This is a genomic window from Legionella adelaidensis, from assembly GCF_900637865.1.
Lineage (GTDB): Bacteria > Pseudomonadota > Gammaproteobacteria > Legionellales > Legionellaceae > Legionella_A > Legionella_A adelaidensis.
In genome coordinates this window covers 136797-158212 of the sequence record NZ_LR134428.1, presented here as the reverse complement: position 1 = coordinate 158212, position 21416 = coordinate 136797, and the positions used below count along the sequence as shown (strand labels likewise).

The window sequence follows — 21416 nt, the reverse complement described above, 5'->3', positions numbered from 1 at the left end:
ATATGGAACCTAATAAAAAAAATATATTAATTACTGGGGCAACAGGATTTGTTGGAAAGCAATTGGTACAAAAGTTACTTCAGCATTCAAATTATAAAGTACAAGCGAGTGTAAGGAGTGTTAATTCTGCTTTGCCGAAAGAGTTGCAAATTCCCATCGGCAATGTTTCTAAACAAACAGACTGGACGCCGGCATTAAAGGGTTGTGACGTGGTTATTCATACAGCTGCACGAGTCCATATTATGCGTGAAACGGCTACTGACCCCCTACAAGAATTTAGGAAAATTAATGTAGAAGGAACTTTAAATTTAGCGCGTCAAGCCGCCACGCATGGAGTCAAACGGTTTATTTTTATAAGCTCTATAAAAGTAAACGGGGAAATAACGCACAATGATAAATTTTTTGCTGATGATAAACCTAGCCCTCAAGATCCTTACGCGGTTTCGAAACTGGAGGCAGAGCAAGGATTATTTTCCATAGCAAAAGAAACGGGGTTAGAAGTGGTTATTATCCGACCTCCATTAATTTATGGTCCTCATGTGAAAGGGAACTTCAGGCGATTAATCCAAACCATACAAAAAGGGTTACCTCTGCCTTTAGCTGCATTAAATCATAATAAAAGAAGTTTGGTATCCATTTATAACCTCTTGGATTTAATTAATTGCTGTATAGACCATCCTAATGCTGCAAATCAAGTATTTTTAGTGAGTGATGGATTTGATATTTCCTCCGTAGAGTTATTACAAAAAATAGGCCAGGCACTTAACAAATCCCCGTGGCTCATTTATATACCGAGAATGCTTTTAAAGGGTATAAGCTCACTGTTAGGTAAAGAAGCTTTATGGCAACGTTTAGGCGGCTCTTTGCAACTTGATATTGAAAAGACTTGTACGCTTTTAAACTGGAAACCTGTGATAGGGATGGATGAGGCATTGTATAAGACCTTACAAGAAGAGGCATTGACCGGATGCGTCCCTTGACTATGCTTTGCTGCATCAAGGCTAGGGATAGATTCTAATGTAGGTTGGTGCCAACGGCCCAACAACTCTTTTCGTTTTCTGTGTTGGGCCTCTCGGCCCAACCTACGTCCCTTCTGCAACCATTGTACTTGCGGGTAATTCTTTTTCCTTTTTTATCCACCGTTGCTCAATAAATTGATACGTGAAACAAGAAGCGGGGATTAAACATACCACTATTAAAAATGCGAAGATAAATTTCATTTCTGCTGTTGCTGAGAAAATATCTAAATTTTTAGCAGTTTTTATAATAGGCATCATTACTAAATATTGCATTAAGTATATGCTATAACTAATTTGCCCTAAATTGACCAAAGGTTTACTGCCCAGAATTTTGGGTTGGCATAGCAGGATAGCTAGAAAACTAATTTGTATTAATACTAATTGTGGTAATGAGAAAGCAGGAAAGAAAGCGGCACTGATTATTGATAATAAAATAATGATTGCAAGAAAAGGTTTGAAAGTATTTTTAAAATTTTTAATGAACGGAAACAAAAGTGCTGCAAAAACTCCGACTAAAAAATATGACCAGATGCAAGTATGGTGGGGGTTTTGATAAAAATCCTTAAAAGCTATAGCAAGCAGGAGAACAATGACTGCGATACTTGCTTTTCTTGAGTGCGAAAAAAGATAATAGAGAGGCGGTAAAATTAAATAAAATTTCCATTCGTAGCTTAAAGACCATGCAATTCCAATAAAAGCAAAAGCATTAAACCCTTCAATGATTAAAGAATCTGCACCGATAAATCCAAAGCTCACCATAGAAATGACATCAACCACAGCGTTTTGCCAGCTGGCAATGGAAACTTGGGGGAGTAAAAAAATAATAGCCAGGCTAACTGAGGCAACGAATATATATAAAGGCGCTATACGTTTAACACGGGATAAATAAAAAACAGCCGGATTAAAATTGCCTTTTAAAGCCCGTGTTGTAAACAGGAATGCCGTTAAAGCAAAAAATAATTCTACTCCCACAATACCAAAATTATTAGCAATAATCGGCGGTTGTGTAATTTTAAAAAAACTAAGCAAGTGTTGGTTTATATGGCAAGCAACCACCAACAAAGCAGCAATGCCCCTCAACCCGTCCAAATAGGAAAGCCGAGAGCCTTCTATCTCTGCGATTTGAAAAATCTTTTTACAGGGAGAGATTAAAACCAAAGCGATAAAAAAAACGCCAGAAAAAAGCAGTATTTGTATTAGCTCGCAATTCATACTGAAACTTTATTAAAAGTTTTATAAATAAGTCTTTTAATAATTAAATTTAATACAAGACTTACAAAGGATAAGCCAACCAGAATGAGAAATAATATTTTAAAAGAATTCCCATAAAGACTTTTTAACGCCTCGACAGAAATTGTTTCGAGCTGATTTTGCGGGATTGAAGTAAGATTAGCTAATTTTCCTGACAAAAATCCGCCTATACCCAGGGACACAAAGAAGATCCCCATCATCGTGCTAACTTTTTTATGACTGGCTAGCATTGTGACTGCGGCGAGTCCGACCGGGGACAATAGCAGTTCAGCAATAGAAATGAATAAATAAGCAGGAATGAAATACAGAGGGGATAACAAAGAATTATCACTGCTCGTATTACTGGCTATCGTAATTAATAAATACGCAGCCGAAATAAAAATCATTGCAATCAGAAACTTATTTCCGATGCTGATGGCCCGTTGCGGCAGAGAAAGATTTTTCCTGGATCGTGCCAGGAAATAACCAAAAATAATCATTCCTACACTTTGCACGGCCACATAATAAGGAGGGGGAAAAGGGATTCCAAAAAGGCTTGGTTGCACAACGCGTTTTAAAAAAAGCGTTAAAGATAAAAACATCTGGAAATAAAAAGACCAAAACATAGCAGAAATTAAACACAAAAGACCTATAATAATCGTTTGTATGGCTTGCTCATGATCGTCTTGTTTAATATTAGAGATGATAAAACCAATGGATAGAATAACCACAATTGCGAAAACCCCATTAGCTAAAAGAGGGTCACGTAATATGTAAAAGGAAATTAACCATAAAAGGGAAATAAGAGCCACAGCATAAAGAACTTTTTCTTTTTGATGCGCATAGGGATGATAATCAGCAATGCGGTACCTATAAATACCAAAGACAAAAACAATACTGGCAATAACCATACCAAAAGCAGCGCTTAAAAATGTCACTGACCAGCCAAATAATTGTTGAATGTAGCTTGGTAATAACGTGCCAAGAATAATCCCGCTGGTTATTCCCATATAAAAGATGGTAAATCCGCTTTCCCTGTTTGCAGAGGTTTGTGGGTATTCATTTCCTAATAAAGAAGAAATATTGGGTTTTAAAAGGCCTGTGCCAACAGCTATACCACCTAACATAAGCATCAGTGCTTGATCAGTGTGGATAAAGCCTAAAAGTAAATAACTAAAAAATAATACAATAGCGCCAATTAATATAGTACGCTTTTGTCCCAGCAAATGATCTGCAATCCACCCCCCAATGACTGGGGAAATATATGTAATAGCGGTGAAAGAACCAACTACAGGATAAATTCGGGAATCGGCCCATTTAAAGTGATTGAGAAGATAAAGTGCAAGAAGCGTTTGAACTACATAAAAACCGTAACGTTCCCACATCTCAGTAGCAAAAAATATACGCAAAGACGGCGGATGGTTAATTTCCCCAATTGACACAAATAACTCTACTGACTTAGTAAAATACCAGTCTATCATAGTGTTTATTATTATAACAACTCGCCTTTTAAAGGGATTTTTTTTAGTATATGGTTATGTCTGTTATGGGAGAAAAGGATGACAAGGATTGATAGCTCGCGCAATGTAAAGGCTAGACACGGATCGGAACTTACTGCAAAAAGTTGGCTTACCGAAGCGCCCCTGCGCATGCTTTGCAATAACCTGGATAAAGAAGTTGCTGAAGCGCCAGAAAGTTTAATTGTTTATGGTGGGATAGGGAAGGCTGCCCGTGATTGGGAATGTTTTGATAAAATTATTGAAGTTCTTCAAAAAATGGAAGTGGATGAAACGTTACTTATTCAATCGGGAAAGCCTGTCGGTGTTTTTAAAACACATGAAGACGCCCCTCGAGTTCTCATAGCCAATTCCAATCTTGTTCCTCATTGGGCTACCTGGGACCATTTCAATACCTTAGATAAAAAAGGTCTGATGATGTATGGCCAAATGACTGCAGGAAGCTGGATATATATTGGTTCGCAAGGTATTGTTCAGGGCACTTATGAAACATTTATTGCCGCAGCTAAAAAACATTATCACGGTAATTTACAGGGAAAATGGGTGCTAACTGCAGGTCTTGGGGGGATGGGAGGTGCGCAACCGCTAGCTGCTACTATGGCTGGTGCTAGTATATTAGCGGTTGAATGTGACGCGCAACGCATAGAGAAGAGATTGCAAACCCGTTATTTAGATAAATATACCGATAATCTGGAAGAAGCTTTGGATTGGATTGAAAGTGCCTGCAGAAATAATACCCCCGTTTCCGTTGGGCTTTTAGCCAATGCTGCAGATATTTATCCAGAACTAGTGGAAAGAGGTGCCAAACCTTCTTTAGTAACAGACCAGACAAGTGCACATGATCCATTAAATGGTTATTTACCTAGGGGATGGTCCTTGGAGAAAGCTAAAACGCTTCGTCAAACTGATCCTGATAAAGTAATTGCTGCAGCCAAAGAGTCTATGGCTTTGCAAGTGAAAGCAATGCTTTCTTTCCATGAGCAGGGTATTCCTGTTTTTGACTATGGTAATAATATTCGCCAAATGGCATTTGAAGAAGGGGTAAAGCAAGCATTTGATTTTCCCGGCTTCGTTCAAGCGTATATTCGTCCTTTATTTTGCGAAGGCATTGGCCCTTTTCGTTGGGTAGCATTATCAGGAGATCCTGAAGATATCTATGCCACGGATGCGAAGGTGAAAGAATTGCTTCCTGAAGATACTCATTTACATCAATGGCTTTCTATGGCGCGTGATAGAATTGCATTCCAAGGTTTACCGGCAAGAATTTGTTGGGTGGGTTTAAAAGATAGATATCGATTAGCTCTTGCTTTTAATGAAATGGTTAAAAATGGAGAAGTAAAAGCACCGATAGTGATTGGAAGGGATCACTTAGACTCAGGATCCGTGGCCAGCCCCAATAGAGAAACCGAAGGAATGTTGGATGGCACAGACGCTGTTTCAGATTGGCCCTTATTAAATGCTCTGTTAAATTGTGCTAGCGGTGCTACTTGGGTCAGTATCCACCACGGGGGCGGGGTTGGCTTAGGATTTTCCCAACATGCAGGTATGGTTATAGTCGCCGACGGGAGTGAAAAGGCAGCTATTCGATTAAAGCGCGTTTTATTCAATGACCCAGCTAGTGGTGTCATGCGTCACGCAGATGCGGGCTATGATCAAGCTAAACAATGTGCAAAAGAAAATAATCTTTGGTTGCCTATGATTTAGGGAGAGACAAGTGCAACGCTTTATTTTGACTCCAGGTGGTCTGGACATAAAAACTATTCAGGACATTTTAAAGAATAATAAGCAATGTGAAGTGGCCGCGGTTGCTTTCCCAAAAATAAACGCGGCTTTGCAAATTGTTGAAACGGTTCTTGCCGAGGAAAAGACGGTTTATGGGATTAATACCGGGTTTGGTTTGCTAGCAAATCAGACGATTTCCTCAAAAAAATTGCAACGGTTACAAAAAAATTTACTCCTGTCGCATGCTTGTGGCACCGGTGAGTTGTTACATGATGAAATAGTGGCTTTAATTTTGTTATTAAAAATTAATAGTCTCGCTCAAGGTTTGTCCGGCGTAAGAATAGAATTAATTCAACATCTATGTGCATTGTTTAATGCGAAAGTTTATCCTTGCATTCCAGCTAAGGGCTCTGTAGGTGCTTCAGGCGATTTGGCTCCTTTGGCGCATCTTTCTTTACCTTTAATAGGCGAGGGAGAAGTGCGCTATCAAGGAAAAATTATAAGTGCTGTAGAAGGATTAAAAATTGCAGGTATTGCTGCTTTAGACCTTGCTCCCAAAGAAGGTTTAGCTTTAATCAATGGGTTACAAGTTTCAGCGGCATTATGCCTGCACGCATTCTTTATTAGCGAGTATCTTTTCGAGACAGCTATCTTGGCAGGTAGTTTATCAGTTGATGCGGCATGTGGCAGTGACATTCCTTTTGATCAACGTATACAACTCGCGCGAGGGCATCAAGCACAAGTAGACGTAGCGACTTTGTATCGAGAATTATTAAAAGATAGTGAAATCCGTGAATCACATCGGGATTGCAATCGGGTACAAGATCCCTATTCTTTACGTTGCCAACCGCAAATTATGGGCGCTGTTTTGCACCAAATGGAATTTGTTGGGCAAACATTGCAAGTAGAGACGAATGCTATTTCGGATAACCCCTTAATTTTTGCTGAGCAAGGAGATATTTTGTCTGGTGGTAATTTCCATGGAGAAATGATTGCTATGGCAGCTGATAATTTGGCATTAGCAATAGCGGAAATGGGCGCTAATGCGGAAAGGAGAATTGCATTACTTATTGATAAAAATTTTAGTGGTCTACCTGCTTTTTTAGTTAAAGACAGTGGATTAAACTCGGGATTTATGATTGCACATGTTACTGCAGCAGCTTGTGCCAGTGATAATAAAGCACTTTCTCATCCTCATTCAGTAGACAGCCTTCCTACCTCGGCTAATCAAGAAGATCATGTTTCTATGGCCACCTCGGCGGCCTTGCGATTACAACAAATGACGGATAATACAGCTACTATATTGGCGATTGAATTATTAGCGGCAGCCCAAGGATTGGAATTTAGAAAACCCCTAAAAACTTCACCAAAACTACAAAAAGTTTATAACAAAATAAGAACGTATGTAGAACCCTTCGATTCTGATCGATATTTTGCCCCAGATATTGCAATTATTAAGCAACAAATATTAAATGGCGAATTCGCATTCAATGCGTTTAAAGAAGAGTAAATAATGGCTATTACAATTTATACTGATGGAGCTTGTAAAGGAAATCCGGGCCCAGGGGGATGGGGGGCTTTATTGCGTTATAATGATGTAGAAAAAACGTTGAGTGGCGCGGAAGAATATACCACAAATAATCGCATGGAGCTGACTGCCGCCATTAAAGCACTTAATGCGCTCAAAAGACCTTGCCAGATCGATCTTTATACCGATTCTCAATACTTACGCCAAGGAATGACAGAATGGCTAGCTACGTGGAAGGCGAAAGGTTGGCGTACAGCAAAAAGAGAACTAGTCAAAAATGCAGATCTTTGGCAAGAGCTGGATGCTTTAGCCCAAGTGCATCAGATTACCTGGCACTGGGTGAAAGGACATTCCGGTCATCCGGAAAATGATCGGGTAGATTTGTTAGCTAATCAGGCTATCGAAGAATTAATGCGGGCGGGTTGAGAAATGCGACAAATAGTATTAGATACAGAAACGACCGGTATCGGACCTGAGTTAGGGCATAAAATTATAGAAATAGGCTGTGTAGAGTTAATCGATCGTAAACTCACGGGTAACCATTTTCACATGTATTTAAACCCGCAAAGAGAAGTAGAGGAAGCTGCGTTTAAGGTGCATGGAATCAGTACGCAATTCCTACAAGATAAGCCTCTATTTGGTGATATTGCCCATGAATTCGTTCAGTTTATTCAAGAGTCAGAATTAATAATCCATAACGCGCCTTTTGACGTGGGCTTCTTAAATGCAGAACTTACCTTTGCCAAGTGGCCAAAAAAAATCGAACAACATTGTAAAATTTTTGATACGTTAGTCTATGCGCGAGAAAAACACCCAGGACAACGCAACAGCTTGGATGCACTTTGCAAACGTTATGAAGTAGACAACTCCAATCGTGAGCTTCACGGTGCTTTATTAGACGCCGAAATCTTAGCGAAAGTGTATCTAGCAATGACAGGCGGGCAAGGTAGTTTATTTGCCGAAGAGGTTTCTATGAAGAAAGAGGACAAGATTTCCGTAACCATCTCCCTTTCAAGTACCTCCCCCGTCATACTCGCGCAAGAGGAAGAATTAGTTAAACATCAGGAATTCGTTGATTATATAGTTAAGAAATCAGGGGTTAACTACTGGGAAATGTAAAAGGACTTACGCAAAACGTCTATCTCTTTGTTAAAAAATGATTTTAATTTGGTCATTTAGTTAATCCCTCATTAAAATCATTTTTTGCCTTAACCTCAACGTTATCGTAAGTCCTTATTATATTTAATTTACTTCATTATTCATATTTTATCTTTCTCTGGATATACCTCTCCTGATATATATCGGCTAGTCTGTCTTAGGTTTAATCCCAATACTGCTGCATAACCTGCACTTTTGTAGTTGCATCCGATTTTATTCGGCTTTTACCCACCCTCAAATAACACCAACGTACACCATCTCGATGAAAAGGATACTTTCCAAAATACTATTGCTCATTGTTTGCCCTCACTGGGGGGGAGACAAGTCGGCAGTATCTTACGCATCAGATGGGCAAGCGTGCATAGTTCCACATCCAAGGACTTTGCGCAAAGCACGTGAGAATGTTAAGCAGATGGTCGCAGGTGGAGTCTCTCTGCAAAGGATCAGAAATTATCTTTCAAATTGGGCTACTTGGTGGGTGAGGACAAGCGAAAAATGGCACTATCTTGAGTTATTAAAATGGTATTTGGCTGTGTGTAGAGACGAGATGTGTTCAGTCCTGGCACACAGCCTGATTTATAAATACAAACTTAAAGACGAGGCCCGGCAACATGCCGCGGTTGCGATAATAGGCTCGTAATTTTTTCAATTTCGTTTGTACTGACTTCATCAAGCTGGCGGATAGCCGCCAAATCGGACCGCCAGACGCCTAGCGCACGCCCCATGCCAACGCCCCGCCCCCACCCCCGGCCTAATGCAAAATCCGAAGAAAGCTTCGAACCGAAAATAGAAGATACTGACGACTTAGTAACACAACCATAAAAATTTGTAGAACGTTTAAATTCACGATTAAATTGAGGCAATGGATAAAATGGCGTATTAGAGTCACAATAGCGCTGCAATATATGTATAGGTAGTAAGCGCTGTTGCTTACCAATTAACTTGGCCCAGTAGGCATCTCGCTGTAGCAAGGTACGCGTATTAAAATTAGTATCATAGTCCTGATAAGCAGCGCAAAGTGGAGTTATATCAAAATGATTTTCGGTGCGCGTGTCGGTAATACTTGTTGTCGTACCATCGGGGATGCCTAATGCATCCAGGTTAGGCTTGTCATAGACATGGGTATACGTTAAACCGCCGCCTGCATCAACAGGAGTAGTTACTTGTTTATATTGTTCTAAAAGCGCTGCTCGAATTGCATCGCCCGCTTCGGTTTCTGGTATGCAATGAAGCATCATCTCTATCATTTTAAAATCTTTTGCCCATAAGGCATATTCGAAAGCAGTGATGTTTTTAAACGTGCGTCCTGCCCAGTCGGTGACATCCCCGCGTTCTAATAAAAATTTAGGAGATTTTTGCAATAACTCTTTTGCGTAAAGGTGCGACTTAAATAGATTGCCTACATCACTGGGTTTAACAGGGATATTGGCTTCCTTGCTTTCCATGCCATAAGCTACTGCTAAGAGTAATTGATTAGTAATTTTTCGTATTCGAGTGGTATCTGCTTCTCTATGAAACCGTGAAGTTGCACCATAAGCGCCACTTGTTCCATATTCAGCAATAACACCGATAAGATCCTGACAATCACCTATCGTTTCACTATAATTGGAGTGTGCAGGAGTTGGCATTTTTTTTCTCTAAAATTATCATTACCAACATTATACTATAATTATTGCATTATGTTCAAAATTAATTCAATTGGAATTTGTCTGCAATATTTGTTTCACTCGACTCAATCATTTCGCGACAGCGACTATATTTATTGCATTATTAATATCTCTCGTGACCTGGAAAAAGCAATCGTGTTTCCCATGGATTATTGGCCAAATTTTGTACTATATTTATATAAAGTATAAAATTAGGGATCTATCATGGAAGAACGTAAATCTTTTATAAGGAAAAATAGCTTTATTTTTAGTCTCTTATGTTTTTTGCCTGCCATTTCCCTTGCGGACTCATTAGAAGCAGAAATTACAGCCCAGCCTATTCAATTAGCGGCTAATTCATTTGTATATAATCCCAAGACATTAACGTGGCAAGCTTTAAAAAATGGAAAGGTGGTACGTAGTGGCAGAGGATCAGGAGGTAAAGGATATTGCAAAGATATTAAACGATCTTGTCGTACGCCTAGTGGAACATATCGAATCATAAGTAAAGGCGGTCCGGGTTGTAAATCTTCTCGCTACCCGGTTGGAGAAGGGGGGGCACCGATGCCTTATTGTATGTTTTTTAGTAAATACTATGCTATTCATGGCTCCCCGGATGTGCCTAATTACAATGCCAGCCATGGATGCGTGCGAGTAAAACCTTCTGATGCCAGATGGCTAAGTCAAGAGTTTCTTAATATAGGCTCAAAAGTAACAATTAGATCGTATTAGCATGAAGTTTCATGACTTGGCATGGATTTGAAACCTGGATTCGCAATGCTAATCCAGGAACGGCTAAACGCTATTTAAAGTGTTAGTTGCAGCGAGATTTATCCATCTACTCGTCGTCTTCAATACTAAAGGAAGACCCGCAGCCGCAAGTGGTTTTAGCATTAGGGTTACGGATGACAAATTGCTCCCCCTGGATACCTTGTACGTAATCAATTTCGGCATTTTTTAAATACTGATAACTCATGGAGTCAATTAGCAATTTTACAGAGTTGTCGCTATTGGAACATTGTTGTTCAACAATCATATCATCTTCTTGAATGCTATCATCGAAGGTAAAACCATATTGAAAGCCGGAGCACCCGCCCCCCGTTATATAAACCCTCAGATTTAAATGCGGATTTTCTTCTTCAGCGATTAAAGCGGCCACTTTATCAGCAGCGCTTTGGGTAAAGTTGATTGTTTCATTACTCATAGATACTCCAAAATCCGGAAAAACTTAACCTTATGTTATTCTCGCTATTGCGATTAGCGAAGCAAGCATACAGCTTCGGTATAATGCTGTTTTCCCTCGCTGAGCCACAGCGGCGAAGGAATATAATTTAATTGTACACAATTATCGAATAATTTGTTCGATCGTTGCCCCGCCTAAACATTGGTTTTTATCATAAAAAACGACATATTGGCCCGGGGTAATTGCACGTTGGAAGTTAGAAAACATGACATAATGTTGCTCATTATCACAAGGTGAAATTACACATGCTTGATCTTCCTGACGATATCTTGTTTTAGCAAAACAGGTAAGAGGTAATAGCGGTTCTTTTTCACTAAGCCAATGGATTTTACTACAAATGAGTCCCTGTGAAAAAAGCCTCGGATGTTGTGAACCTTGCGCTACTACCAAGGTATTGCTTGCAACCTCTTTATCTACTACATACCAAGGTTCATCATTGCCTTTTTGAATTCCTCCAATGCCCAAGCCTTGGCGCTGTCCCAACGTGTAAAACATCAAGCCATCATGCTTCCCTAAAACATTACCAAAGGTATCTTTGATTTCGCCAGGTTTGGCGAGCATGAACTCATTTAGGAACGTTTTAAAGCGTTTTTCACCTATAAAACAAATTCCTGTAGAATCTTTTTTATTTTTAGTGACTAAATTAAGTTCCTCTGCCATAGCGCGGACTTCTTTTTTAAAATAATCACCTATAGGAAATAAAGTTTTAGCCAGTGCTTTCGGGTTCACCGCATGTAAAAAGTAAGTTTGATCTTTTTCGCGATCTTTTGATTTATATAAATAACCAATATCTTTATCTACTTTAACTCGAGCGTAATGTCCTGTAGCAATGAAATCAGCTCCTAAACTTAATGCATGTTGTAAAAATGCATTAAATTTAATTTCCTTATTACACAAAACGTCTGGATTAGGGGTTCTTGCTTTTTCGTACTCATTAAGAAAATGATCAAATACACGTTGAAAATATTCTTCCGAGAAATTCACTGTATGTAATTTAATTCCCAGTTGGTCACACACTGTTTGTGCATCGGCTAAGTCAATAGCAGCTGCACAATATCCGTCTTTATCATCTTGCTCCCAGTTTTTCATGAACAGGCCTTCAACTTCATAACCTTGTTCGCGTAATAACCAAGCGGCAACAGAGGAATCAACCCCCCCGGACATCCCAACAATTACTTTACGGACCATGTTTGCATTCAATGTGTATAAAAAATGAATATTTTAAGCTATAATAGTCTATTTTAAAATCATTATTCAAAGTGTATGAAGATTTCTTTGAAAGCTAAGGAAAAAGAATCGGGTATCCAAAAAGTTACCCTGGACTTAACTGCGCGTTTGCCGGCTCATATTAGCAAAGTCAATCCTGTTGTTTGTGAATATGAAGTAACTGCGCAAGATAATTATTATCTGGTAAGAATGAAGGTTAATGGAGAGTTAGAGCTCTTTTGTCAACGCTGTTTACAGAACTTCTCTTACCCCTATCAAAGTGAAATGGAAATTGCCGTATGTGAAAGCGACAGTATGGCAGAGAAATTATTAGAGCGTTTTGAAACAATAGTAGAACGTTCATTTATTATTGACTTGGAAGAAATTGTAACGGATGAATTATATCTTTCTGTGCCTGAAAGACATGTAAATGAAGAAGATTGTGATAAAGAAGTAAGTAAATATATTGGTTAAATTACGTTTTTTGCTTTAAAAAATAGCAAAATTGTGAAGTTTAGTAAGCAACACTTGGATTAAGCACTAAAAATCGGGTAATATTCCGACCCTATAAAACAAATTGTTTAGGAGTAATACAATGGCTGTACAGCAAAATAAAAAATCACGTTCACGACGTGACATGCGTCGTTCGCATGATGCATTAACAAAACCGACTTTATCTGTAGATGCAACTACTGGTGAAACACATCTTAGACACCACATTACCCCAGATGGTTATTACCGTGGGCGCAAAGTTTTAGACACAGAAAACGTTTACGAACAAGAGTAATTCCTTGGACAAAATTACCATTGCTGTTGACGCGATGGGCGGAGATTACGGCTTAGATGTTGTAATTCCGGCTTGCGCGCGCGCGTTGCAAAAGAATCCTGAGTTACATTTAATATTAGTTGGCGATCAGCATCTGATTAGTCAACGGATGAAAAAACAGGGCGCTTTAAGCAACCAATATTCTATTGTGCATGCGTCTGAAGTAGTTGCTATGGACGAGTTGCCCTCCCATGCTTTGCGTAATAAAAAAGATTCTTCTATGCGTCTTGCTATTAACCTGGTTAAGGAAGGGCAGGCGCAAGCATGTGTCAGTGCAGGCAATACCGGTGCTTTAATGGCTACGGCGCGGTTTGTATTAAAGACATTGCCGGGCATTGATAGGCCAGCCATTATTGCCGAATTACCGACAAGAAAAGGGAAAACGCGTGTTTTAGATTTGGGCGCAAATGTTGATTCTTGTGCCGAGCATTTATTCCAGTTTGCGGTGATGGGATCTGCATTAATTCAAGCCATTGAACGCAAAACAAAACCAAAAATTGGTCTGTTGAATATAGGTGTTGAAGAAATCAAGGGCAATGATCAAGTCAAGCGTACCGCACACATGCTTGCCGAATGCGACATAATGAATTATGTAGGCTATGTGGAAGGGGATGACTTTTACTCCGGTGAAGTGGACTTGGTAGTTTGTGATGGTTTCGTAGGCAATGCTGCTTTAAAGGCAAGCGAGGGTTTGGCAAAATTAATGTTATACCTTGTCAAAGAATCCTTTAATCGCAATTTTTTGACCAAGCTTATAGGGCTTATCGCTAAACCTGCATTATTCCATTTAAAAAAACGTATGGATCCGGGGCGCTATAATGGTGCTAGTATGTTAGGGCTCAATGGAATCGTGATAAAAAGCCATGGAGGGGCGAATGCAGTGGCTTTTCAAAATGCCATTGAGCAGGCCATCCTCCAGGTCAAAAATAACGTAGTAGATTTAGTCCGCGAACAAATTACGCATTTTATGAACCAAGGTTTGTTGTTATGAAATATGCTGCCATCAAAGGAACGGGTAGTTATTTACCACAAAAAATAGTGACGAATACGGAACTGGAAAAAGTTTTAGATACTAGCCATGAGTGGATATATTCACGCACAGGCATTAGTAGCCGAAGGGTCGCTAATAAGGAAGAAACGACTTCTTTTATGGCTAGCGAGGCTGCCAAAAAAGCTATCGCTGCTGCAGGGATTGAGGCTGACGAGCTCGATTTAATTATTGCTGCTACTTGCACGCCTGATCATTTCTTTCCCAGTGTCGCTTGCCATGTACAACGCGCTTTACATATTAAAAAACCGATCCCTGCTTTTGATATTAGTGCTGCTTGCAGTGGCTTTGTTTATGCAACAGATATGGCTAAACAATATATTAGCAATGGCACGGCCAAACATGTTTTGGTAGTAGGTAGCGAGACTATGTCCCGTGCTGTAGATTGGAATGATCGTTCGACTTGCGTATTGTTTGGTGATGGTGCCGGGGCTGCAGTTATCAGTGCTAGTGATGAGCCCGGTATTTTAGGTAGTGTGTTACATGCAGCATATGATGAAGACAAGCTTTTAAAATATGCTACTTACAATCCTGAAGATGACAAAGACCGTCCTCTAATTGGTATGCGTGGGAATGAAGTTTTTAAGCTGGCTGTAAATATCATGGGTGATATTGTGGATGAAGTATTAGCTGCAAGCCACCTTACCAAATCGGATATAAAATGGTTAGTTCCCCATCAAGCGAACATTCGTATTATTAATGCCATTGCTAAAAAATTAGCCTTACCTATGTCACAAGTTATTGTTACTATTGAAAATCAGGGAAATACCTCTGCTGCATCCATCCCTTTAGCATTAGATTACTCCATCCGGGAAAACCGAATTCAAAAAGGAGATTTACTATTATTAGAATCCTTTGGTGGTGGAATGACCTGGGGTGCGATGGTAATTCGATATTGAGGAAAATTTAATGACTAGTACTGCTATTATATTTCCAGGACAAGGTTCGCAATCTGTAGGCATGCTTTATGAGCTCAGCCAAAAATATCCCATGCTTCTTGATTCTTTTGCACAAGCTTCTGAGCGTGTAGGCTATGACGTTTGGCAATTAGTTCAAGAGGGACCAGAAAGTAAATTAAACCAGACCGAACATACACAAGTGGCTATGCTCACAGCAGACGTAGCAGTTTTTTCTTTATTAAATCAGCATCATCCCATACATGCCTCTATGATGGCGGGCCATAGTTTAGGTGAATATGCGGCATTAGTTTGTGCGGGTTCTTTGGACTTAAGTGATGCTGTTTGGTTGGTTGCCAAAAGAGGTCAACTAATGCAAGAAACCGTTCCCCTTGGTATGGGGGCTATGGCTGCTATTGTTGGCTTATCAGATGAAGAAGTCGAGGCGATTTGTAAAGAAGCGAGTAATGAAAATCAGCAAGTATCTCCTGCAAATTATAACGCAATAGGTCAAGTAGTTATTGCAGGTCATGCTGATAGTATACAAAAGGCTATAGAGCTTGCCCAAGCACAAGGCGCTAAACTTGCGAAGCTTATACCTGTCAGCGTTCCCTGTCATTGTAGACTATTAGAAAAAGCGGCTGATTTATTTGGGGAGGTATTAGAGCAAGTGGCATTTAAAGTGCCCACTGTTCCGGTCATCAGTAATGTTGATTTAAGTATTTATCAGTCGCCAGAACAAATAAGAACATTGTTGCGTGAGCAATTATATTCTCCCGTAAGATGGGTAGAAACTATTCAGCTGATGAAGGAAAAAGGAATAGATAAAGTTATCGAATGTGGACCAGGTAAAGTATTAAGTGGTTTAATTAAACGAATTGATAGAACGATTGAAGCGTCTAGCGCAATTGATTGTTTATTTTAAGAGGAAAAAATGTCTGAATTGAAAGATAAAATTGCCTTAGTGACCGGTGCAAGTCGAGGGATTGGAAAAGCAATTGCTTATGCTTTAGCAAAAAAAGGCGCTTATGTTATTGGCACCGCTACTACAGAAGAAGGGGCAATTGCCATTTCTGAAAGTTTTAAAAATGAGCATCTTTCGGGTGAAGGCTATGCACTAGATGTAACTTCAAAAGATGGTATTGAAGATATGATGACGCAACTATCCGATCAAAATAAATTGCCTTCAATTCTCGTTAACAATGCGGGTATTACTTGCGATAATCTATTATTACGTATGGATGACGAAGAATGGTATAAAGTAATTGAGACCAATTTAAATTCCGTTTTTAGATTGAGTAAAGCCTGTTTAAAGCCAATGTTTCGGGCACGCTGGGGACGAATTATAACTATTGGTTCAGTAGTAGGCTCCAGTGGCAATTCGGGTCAAGCTAACTATACAGCAGCCAAAGCAGGGATTGTAGGGTTTAGTAAATCTCTCGCCCAAGAAATTGGTAGTCGTGGCATTACGGTAAACGTAGTAGCCCCCGGGTTTATTGATACGGATATGACAGCGGCATTACCTGATATAGTAAAAGAGGAAATGTTAAAGCGTATACCTTTGAAAAAACTCGGTAAAGTAGAAGATATAGCCGCAGCAGTAGTATTTTTAGCTTCTGATAATGCTAACTACATTACTGGGGAAACGCTGCATGTTAACGGTGGTATGTACATGAACTAAAAATCGATGCGTGCGACGCGTTTGATTGAAGTTTTAAGGTGAATTTGAGACACGGAAACTTGCGTATTCTCAAGAATAGAATAAACTACCCAACAATATTTTTTTAACAAAGAGGACATACAAGTTATGAGTACAGTAGAAGAGCGAGTTCGCAAAATTGTTGTAGAACAGCTGGGCGTAAAAGAAGATGAATTAAAAAATGACGCTTCGTTTGTTGATGATTTAGGTGCTGATTCTCTGGACACTGTAGAGCTAGTGATGGCACTGGAAGAAGAGTTTGAAACTGAGATTCCAGATGAAAAAGCTGAAAAAATTACTACAATTCAAGAAGCGATTGATTATATTGAGGCCAATCTTAACAAAGAAGAAGCCTAGTTGAGGAGTTTTCATTGAAAAAGCGGCGTGTAGTTGTAACCGGCATGGGGATGTTGACCCCAGTCGGTTTAAATGTAGAAGAATCTTGGCGTAATGTGTTAGCAGGAAAAAGTGGCGTAGGTCTGGTAGAAGATTTTGATACTAGCGATTACTCCACCAAAATTTGGGCCAAGGTAAAAAATTTCAATGTTGAAGATTACATACCGCTTAAAGATGCTCGCAAAATGGATTTGTTTACCCAGTATGGGATGGTAGCCGCTGATGAAGCGATTGCCCACGCTAAACTTACCATTGATGAAAAATTAGCCTTACGAGCCGGAGTAGCAGTTGGTGCTGGTATCGGGGGTATTCAAACTATTACCAATAATCAAGAAAAATTATTAGGTGGTGGTCCAAGAAAGGTTTCTCCTTTCTTTATTCCTGCCGGGATAATTAATATGGTGGCAGGACAAATTTCTATTAAACACAATTTAAAGGGCCCCAATATTTCTGTGGTTACCGCCTGTACCACTGGAACACATAATATTGGTTTAGCCGGGCGCATGATTGCTTATGGCGATGCGGACGTAATGATCTGTGGTGGCGCAGAAATGACTACTACACCTTTATGTCTTGCTGGTTTTTCTGCTGTACGTTCTTTGTCAAAGCGCAATGAAGAACCTGAGAAAGCGTCCAGACCTTTTGACAAAGACCGGGATGGATTTGTTATGGGGGAAGGGGCTGGAATCCTGGTTCTTGAAGAATATGAGCATGCAAAAGCAAGAGGCGCTAAAATTTATGCCGAGTTGGTAGGTTTTGGAATGTCAGCGGACGCTTATCACATTACCTCTCCTGATGAGGATGCAGATGGAGCTTCACGCGCGATTGAAGAAACTATCCATGATGCAGGTATTGATCCTGAACAAGTTAATTATATCAATGCACATGGGACTTCTACTTATTTAAATGATATGAACGAAACGAAAGCAATTAAGCGCGTGTTCAAAGATCATGCTTACAAATTGGCGGTGAGCTCTACAAAATCAATGACTGGACACTTGTTGGGAGCGGCTGGAGCAGTAGAAGCAATATTCTCAATACTTGCCATTCGCGATCAAATTGCTCCTCCAACAATAAACCTTGATAACCCTGATGAAGGTTGTGATTTAAATTATGTTCCATACAAACCACAAGCGATGAAGATAGAATATGCGCTAAGTAATTCATTAGGTTTTGGCGGAACCAATGGCAGTTTGTTGTTTAAACGATATGCAGATACTTTATAGATCGGAAACCTGGATTCGCTTCGCTTAATCCAGGCTACAACCACGTGGAATTCCAAAAATAAATACGTGGAATGAAAAATATGTAGGTTGGTGCCGAAGGCCCAACACTTCCTTGCTTTTTGACAGATCGTTTGTTGGGCCTTGCGGCGCCAACCTACATTAATACGGGTGTAATGCCCATACCATCATATAGAGATTTCCATGCGACGCTGGATTAAAGCTTTATTAATTTCTCTTATTATTTTCATACTGACTACCCTCACCATCTTAGGTTTAAAAATTTCTCAAGCTATTAACAATCCCATGATTGCCCAAGGCGGTAAGCCTGTTATTTTGGAAATTGATAAAAACAGTACGGCATTGGCATTTGTGTATTCGCTTTATAGAAAAGATTTAATTAGCTCGCCGCGAATTATGCTTCAGCTTATCCGTTACAAAAACTATACCAGCAAATTAAAAGCGGGAATCTATCAAATTAACCCCGGGGAGTCTCCCAACGAGTTTTTAGATCGTGTAGTAGCCGGGGATGTTTTAAAACAACCTTTTCGTATCATTGAAGGCACTACTTATGCCCAAGTAGATGAAAATTTAATAAAAGCCCCTTTTCTAAAATATACTCATGATAACTGGATAGCAAATGAAAGTCCTTCCTCTAACCCTGAGGGGCTGCTTTTGGCGGATACCTATATTTATGAAGCTGGAAGCTCGAGTAAAACAATGCTTCAGGATGCTCATAAAAAATTATTGCAATATTTAGAGCAAAGCTGGCAAAACCGTGAACCGAATCTACCCTATAAATCCCCCTACGAACTCTTAATAGCTGCTTCTATCATTGAAAAAGAAACGGGGGAGCCAGCAGAGAAAAGGTTAATAGCAAGTGTTATTGTGAATAGATTAAATAAACATATGCCTCTACAAGTAGACCCCACAGTTATTTATGCTTTAGGACCTAATTTTAGTGGCAAACTATCACACGGCGATATGCAAATTGATTCGCCTTATAACACATACCGCTATAGGGGATTACCTCCTACCCCTATTGCAATAGTGGGTAAAGATGCAATTGATGCTGCGGCCCATCCTGCGAGCACTCAGTATTTATATTTTGTGGCTAAAGGCGATGGTACTCATCAGTTCTCAACGAGTTATGAAGACCAGAAAAGAGCGATAAATCACTATTTAAGGAATAATAATGGAACAAAATAGAGGAAAATTTATCGTTGTGGAAGGATTAGAAGGTGCTGGAAAATCAACTGCTCTTCATTTTTTGAAAAAGCTTCTTTCTGCTAATGTATCCGAGTTAATAACTACGAGAGAGCCTGGAGGTACACGGCTTGGTGAAACATCAAGACAACTGATTAAAGAAATTAATCCTGACGAACCTTTAGATGCGCGCGCGGAACTTCTTTTATTTTATGCATCTCGAGTACAACTCATCGAACAAGTAATCAAACCTGCTTTAAATCGCGGCGCTTGGGTTTTAGGAGATCGCTTTGAGCTATCTACTTTTGCCTATCAAGGAGGAGGCAGAGGGCTAGACGAAGAAATGATTGCCCGCCTGTCTTCATTTTGCTTGGATGAGTTTAAACCCGATTTAATTTTCTTTTTAGACGTGAGTCCAGAAAAAGGTTTGGAAAGAGCTAAAAAAAGAGGAAAAACTGACAGAATTGAGCAGGAATCTTTGCTATTTTTTAAGAAAGTTTACAAAAGTTACCATGAGCATATAAAAAAAATGGATAATGTGGTGATAATCAATGCCGAACAGCGATTACTGGAAGTACAAAAACAAATTCGTTTGACCTTGGAAAATTTTCTTCATGATGCCTTCATCACTTAAATTATTAACGGAACACCAAAGTATTGTTAAACAATTACGCCCTTATTTAGAAAAAAAAGTTCTCCCGCAGGCATTGTTAATTGTGGGGCCGCGTTATAGCCAATTAGAACGCTTCGCAAGCTATTTAAGTACCTATTTACTGTGTTCACAGCCCGAACCTTGTGGGGTTTGCCCCAGCTGCAATATGATTTTAGAAGAATGTCACCCAGATGTCTCTTTTGTACGGGCGGAGCAAGATAAGAATATTAAAATTGATCAAATCAGAGCCGTACAGGAAAATGTTTTTTATACCCCTAAAAAAGCTAAGTATCGATTTGTGATTTTTTCTCCCGCTGATAAGATGAATACAGCGGCGGCAAATGCCCTGTTAAAGGTATTAGAAGAGCCTCCTGCTCATACATTGTTTATACTATTAGCTGAACAAGTAAAGGGATTGCCCGCAACCATTTTAAGTCGCTGTCAGCAATTTACACTATCATTTGCACACCCTCCTTATTACCCCGATTTACTTGAACAGTTTTTTGAGGGAGGAAGGGCGCAATTAAAAGAAAAATTTCCATTATTTTTAGATGGGTTTATCAAGGTACTCAAACGGCAGCAATCCCCATGTAGCTTTGCGTCTTCGTGGGTGGAGTATGGCTTGGAGGATGTATTATGGTTGCTTTATTTAATTATCGCTGAATGCCTTAAAAGGATGCTATGCAAAAATTCGGTCTTAAAAAACGAAAAAAGTTTCTCAGAGATAGGTGTTTTAACTAACGTACCTTTATTATATTCTCAGCTCGATCAAATCCATGCGCTTCTAAAAAAAATACACCATAATATAAATAGCAATTCTTTATTATCCCTGGAAAATATAATGATTGGTTTCGTGAGAGGCAAATGAGTGACAATGTAATTACCTGTTCATTTGATACAGAAGATGCGCTGTACATGGCATACATGCCCTTTGTTAAAGGGTGTGGTTTATTTATTAGAACGAAGGTGGAATATTCTTTGGGTGATAAGGTGAGTCTGGAAATTAAATTGTTTGATGAACCAGAGCCCTATACTATTGAGGCGAGGGTAGTCTGGGTAACTCCCATAGGCTGCCAAGGGAACAAACCGAGTGGCATAGGTGTACAGTTTGAAGGGGAGAAAAGTCGCTTGCTTTGTAATAAAATTGAGACTTATTTAGCTGGAAGTCTAAATTCCAATCGTTTTACTGATACTTTATAAC

General features: G+C 39.5%; 23 protein-coding genes. 18 read left to right on the top strand and 5 right to left on the bottom strand.

Features of this window, described 5'->3' with window-relative positions:
* Positions 1-2: 2 nt before the first annotated feature.
* Positions 3-980 (top strand): UDP-glucose 4-epimerase family protein, encoded by a 978-nt coding sequence (locus EL206_RS06610; protein ID WP_058461741.1) that lies wholly within the window; start codon positions 3-5, stop codon positions 978-980.
* Positions 981-1082: 102 nt separating this feature from the next.
* Here the strand turns inward: EL206_RS06610 and EL206_RS06605 are convergent, their stop codons facing one another.
* Positions 1083-2231 carry an acyltransferase family protein gene (locus tag EL206_RS06605; protein ID WP_058461740.1) on the bottom strand — a complete coding sequence of 383 codons (1149 nt, stop codon included), beginning with the start codon at positions 2229-2231 and terminating at the stop codon, positions 1083-1085.
* A complete protein-coding gene (locus tag EL206_RS06600) occupies positions 2228-3691 on the bottom strand; it encodes a peptide MFS transporter (RefSeq protein WP_269473127.1) in 1464 nt (487 codons plus the stop codon). The genes EL206_RS06605 and EL206_RS06600 overlap by 4 nt, the downstream gene beginning before the upstream one ends.
* Before the next feature lie 117 nt (positions 3692-3808).
* Here EL206_RS06600 and hutU point away from each other — a divergent pair, with 117 nt between their 5' ends.
* The 4 genes from hutU to dnaQ are packed head-to-tail and all read left to right on the top strand — an operon-like array spanning position 3809 to position 8135.
* The gene (gene hutU / locus EL206_RS06595; RefSeq protein WP_058461739.1) at positions 3809-5470 is read left to right on the top strand and encodes a urocanate hydratase; all 1662 of its coding nucleotides are present in this window, start codon (positions 3809-3811) and stop codon (positions 5468-5470) included.
* 10 nt (positions 5471-5480) lie between these two features.
* A complete protein-coding gene (gene hutH, locus EL206_RS06590) occupies positions 5481-6998 on the top strand; it encodes a histidine ammonia-lyase (RefSeq protein ID WP_058461738.1) in 1518 nt (505 codons plus the stop codon).
* Between the two features lie 3 nt (positions 6999-7001).
* On the top strand, positions 7002-7442 hold the full coding sequence (gene rnhA, locus EL206_RS06585; RefSeq protein ID WP_058461737.1) for a ribonuclease HI: 441 nt from the start codon (positions 7002-7004) through the stop codon (positions 7440-7442).
* A gap of 3 nt (positions 7443-7445) precedes the next feature.
* Positions 7446-8135, top strand: a complete 690-nt coding sequence (gene dnaQ / locus EL206_RS06580) for a DNA polymerase III subunit epsilon (RefSeq protein ID WP_058461736.1) — start codon at positions 7446-7448, stop codon at positions 8133-8135.
* A gap of 629 nt (positions 8136-8764) precedes the next feature.
* Here dnaQ and EL206_RS06570 read toward each other — a convergent pair.
* Positions 8765-9802, bottom strand: a complete 1038-nt coding sequence (locus EL206_RS06570) for a hypothetical protein (protein WP_141117167.1) — start codon at positions 9800-9802, stop codon at positions 8765-8767.
* 243 nt (positions 9803-10045) lie between these two features.
* Between EL206_RS06570 and EL206_RS06565 the strand changes: the two genes are divergently transcribed.
* Positions 10046-10552, top strand: a complete 507-nt coding sequence (locus EL206_RS06565) for a L,D-transpeptidase (RefSeq protein WP_084758827.1) — start codon at positions 10046-10048, stop codon at positions 10550-10552.
* Positions 10553-10658: 106 nt separating this feature from the next.
* Here the strand turns inward: EL206_RS06565 and erpA are convergent, their stop codons facing one another.
* Entirely contained in the window at positions 10659-11024 is a 366-nt protein-coding gene (gene erpA, locus EL206_RS06560; RefSeq protein WP_058461871.1) for an iron-sulfur cluster insertion protein ErpA, read from the bottom strand.
* A gap of 141 nt (positions 11025-11165) precedes the next feature.
* Positions 11166-12251 (bottom strand): tRNA 2-thiouridine(34) synthase MnmA, encoded by a 1086-nt coding sequence (gene mnmA / locus EL206_RS06555; protein ID WP_058461870.1) that lies wholly within the window; start codon positions 12249-12251, stop codon positions 11166-11168.
* A gap of 75 nt (positions 12252-12326) precedes the next feature.
* Between mnmA and EL206_RS06550 the strand changes: the two genes are divergently transcribed.
* The 12 genes from EL206_RS06550 to EL206_RS06495 all read left to right on the top strand — a co-directional run bounded on the left by EL206_RS06550 (position 12327) and on the right by EL206_RS06495 (position 21415).
* Positions 12327-12743, top strand: a complete 417-nt coding sequence (locus tag EL206_RS06550) for a YceD family protein (protein ID WP_058461869.1) — start codon at positions 12327-12329, stop codon at positions 12741-12743.
* 121 nt (positions 12744-12864) lie between these two features.
* Complete coding sequence (gene rpmF / locus EL206_RS06545; protein ID WP_058461868.1) at positions 12865-13056, top strand: 50S ribosomal protein L32; 192 nt, start codon at positions 12865-12867, stop codon at positions 13054-13056.
* A gap of 4 nt (positions 13057-13060) precedes the next feature.
* Complete coding sequence (plsX, locus tag EL206_RS06540) at positions 13061-14086, top strand: phosphate acyltransferase PlsX (RefSeq protein WP_084758826.1); 1026 nt, start codon at positions 13061-13063, stop codon at positions 14084-14086.
* The gene (locus EL206_RS06535) at positions 14083-15042 is read left to right on the top strand and encodes a beta-ketoacyl-ACP synthase III (RefSeq protein WP_058461867.1); all 960 of its coding nucleotides are present in this window, start codon (positions 14083-14085) and stop codon (positions 15040-15042) included. Before plsX ends, EL206_RS06535 begins: the two co-directional genes overlap by 4 nt.
* Before the next feature lie 10 nt (positions 15043-15052).
* On the top strand, positions 15053-15964 hold the full coding sequence (gene fabD, locus EL206_RS06530) for an ACP S-malonyltransferase (RefSeq protein ID WP_058461866.1): 912 nt from the start codon (positions 15053-15055) through the stop codon (positions 15962-15964).
* 9 nt (positions 15965-15973) lie between these two features.
* On the top strand, positions 15974-16720 hold the full coding sequence (gene fabG / locus EL206_RS06525; RefSeq protein ID WP_058461865.1) for a 3-oxoacyl-ACP reductase FabG: 747 nt from the start codon (positions 15974-15976) through the stop codon (positions 16718-16720).
* Between the two features lie 126 nt (positions 16721-16846).
* Positions 16847-17095 (top strand): acyl carrier protein, encoded by a 249-nt coding sequence (gene acpP / locus EL206_RS06520; protein WP_025385412.1) that lies wholly within the window; start codon positions 16847-16849, stop codon positions 17093-17095.
* A 14-nt stretch (positions 17096-17109) separates the two neighbouring features.
* Positions 17110-18360 (top strand): beta-ketoacyl-ACP synthase II, encoded by a 1251-nt coding sequence (gene fabF, locus EL206_RS06515; protein WP_058461864.1) that lies wholly within the window; start codon positions 17110-17112, stop codon positions 18358-18360.
* A 195-nt stretch (positions 18361-18555) separates the two neighbouring features.
* Positions 18556-19566 (top strand): endolytic transglycosylase MltG, encoded by a 1011-nt coding sequence (mltG, locus tag EL206_RS06510; RefSeq protein WP_407637801.1) that lies wholly within the window; start codon positions 18556-18558, stop codon positions 19564-19566.
* Positions 19553-20197 carry a dTMP kinase gene (gene tmk / locus EL206_RS06505; RefSeq protein ID WP_058461862.1) on the top strand — a complete coding sequence of 215 codons (645 nt, stop codon included), beginning with the start codon at positions 19553-19555 and terminating at the stop codon, positions 20195-20197. The genes mltG and tmk overlap by 14 nt, the downstream gene beginning before the upstream one ends.
* Positions 20178-21083 (top strand): hypothetical protein, encoded by a 906-nt coding sequence (locus EL206_RS06500; RefSeq protein ID WP_058461861.1) that lies wholly within the window; start codon positions 20178-20180, stop codon positions 21081-21083. Before tmk ends, EL206_RS06500 begins: the two co-directional genes overlap by 20 nt.
* On the top strand, positions 21080-21415 hold the full coding sequence (locus EL206_RS06495) for a PilZ domain-containing protein (RefSeq protein WP_058461860.1): 336 nt from the start codon (positions 21080-21082) through the stop codon (positions 21413-21415). The genes EL206_RS06500 and EL206_RS06495 overlap by 4 nt, the downstream gene beginning before the upstream one ends.
* Position 21416: the final 1 nt, after the last annotated feature.

Excerpts from the sequence above, each read along its gene's own strand:
- mnmA (WP_058461870.1), bottom strand. The coding sequence starts at position 12,251 with ATGGTCCGTAAAGTAATTGTTGGGATGTCCGGGGGGGTTGATTCCTCT.
- hutU (WP_058461739.1), top strand. The coding sequence starts at position 3,809 with ATGACAAGGATTGATAGCTCGCGCAATGTAAAGGCTAGACACGGATCG.
- acpP (WP_025385412.1), top strand. The coding sequence starts at position 16,847 with ATGAGTACAGTAGAAGAGCGAGTTCGCAAAATTGTTGTAGAACAGCTG.
- EL206_RS06605 (WP_058461740.1), bottom strand. The coding sequence starts at position 2,231 with ATGAATTGCGAGCTAATACAAATACTGCTTTTTTCTGGCGTTTTTTTT.
- EL206_RS06550 (WP_058461869.1), top strand. The coding sequence starts at position 12,327 with ATGAAGATTTCTTTGAAAGCTAAGGAAAAAGAATCGGGTATCCAAAAA.
- EL206_RS06500 (WP_058461861.1), top strand. The coding sequence starts at position 20,178 with ATGATGCCTTCATCACTTAAATTATTAACGGAACACCAAAGTATTGTT.
- EL206_RS06570 (WP_141117167.1), bottom strand. The coding sequence starts at position 9,802 with ATGCCAACTCCTGCACACTCCAATTATAGTGAAACGATAGGTGATTGT.
- EL206_RS06565 (WP_084758827.1), top strand. The coding sequence starts at position 10,046 with ATGGAAGAACGTAAATCTTTTATAAGGAAAAATAGCTTTATTTTTAGT.
- rpmF (WP_058461868.1), top strand. The coding sequence starts at position 12,865 with ATGGCTGTACAGCAAAATAAAAAATCACGTTCACGACGTGACATGCGT.
- fabG (WP_058461865.1), top strand. The coding sequence starts at position 15,974 with ATGTCTGAATTGAAAGATAAAATTGCCTTAGTGACCGGTGCAAGTCGA.
- tmk (WP_058461862.1), top strand. The coding sequence starts at position 19,553 with ATGGAACAAAATAGAGGAAAATTTATCGTTGTGGAAGGATTAGAAGGT.
- EL206_RS06610 (WP_058461741.1), top strand. The coding sequence starts at position 3 with ATGGAACCTAATAAAAAAAATATATTAATTACTGGGGCAACAGGATTT.
- erpA (WP_058461871.1), bottom strand. The coding sequence starts at position 11,024 with ATGAGTAATGAAACAATCAACTTTACCCAAAGCGCTGCTGATAAAGTG.
- dnaQ (WP_058461736.1), top strand. The coding sequence starts at position 7,446 with ATGCGACAAATAGTATTAGATACAGAAACGACCGGTATCGGACCTGAG.
- rnhA (WP_058461737.1), top strand. The coding sequence starts at position 7,002 with ATGGCTATTACAATTTATACTGATGGAGCTTGTAAAGGAAATCCGGGC.
- EL206_RS06535 (WP_058461867.1), top strand. The coding sequence starts at position 14,083 with ATGAAATATGCTGCCATCAAAGGAACGGGTAGTTATTTACCACAAAAA.
- EL206_RS06495 (WP_058461860.1), top strand. The coding sequence starts at position 21,080 with ATGAGTGACAATGTAATTACCTGTTCATTTGATACAGAAGATGCGCTG.
- fabD (WP_058461866.1), top strand. The coding sequence starts at position 15,053 with ATGACTAGTACTGCTATTATATTTCCAGGACAAGGTTCGCAATCTGTA.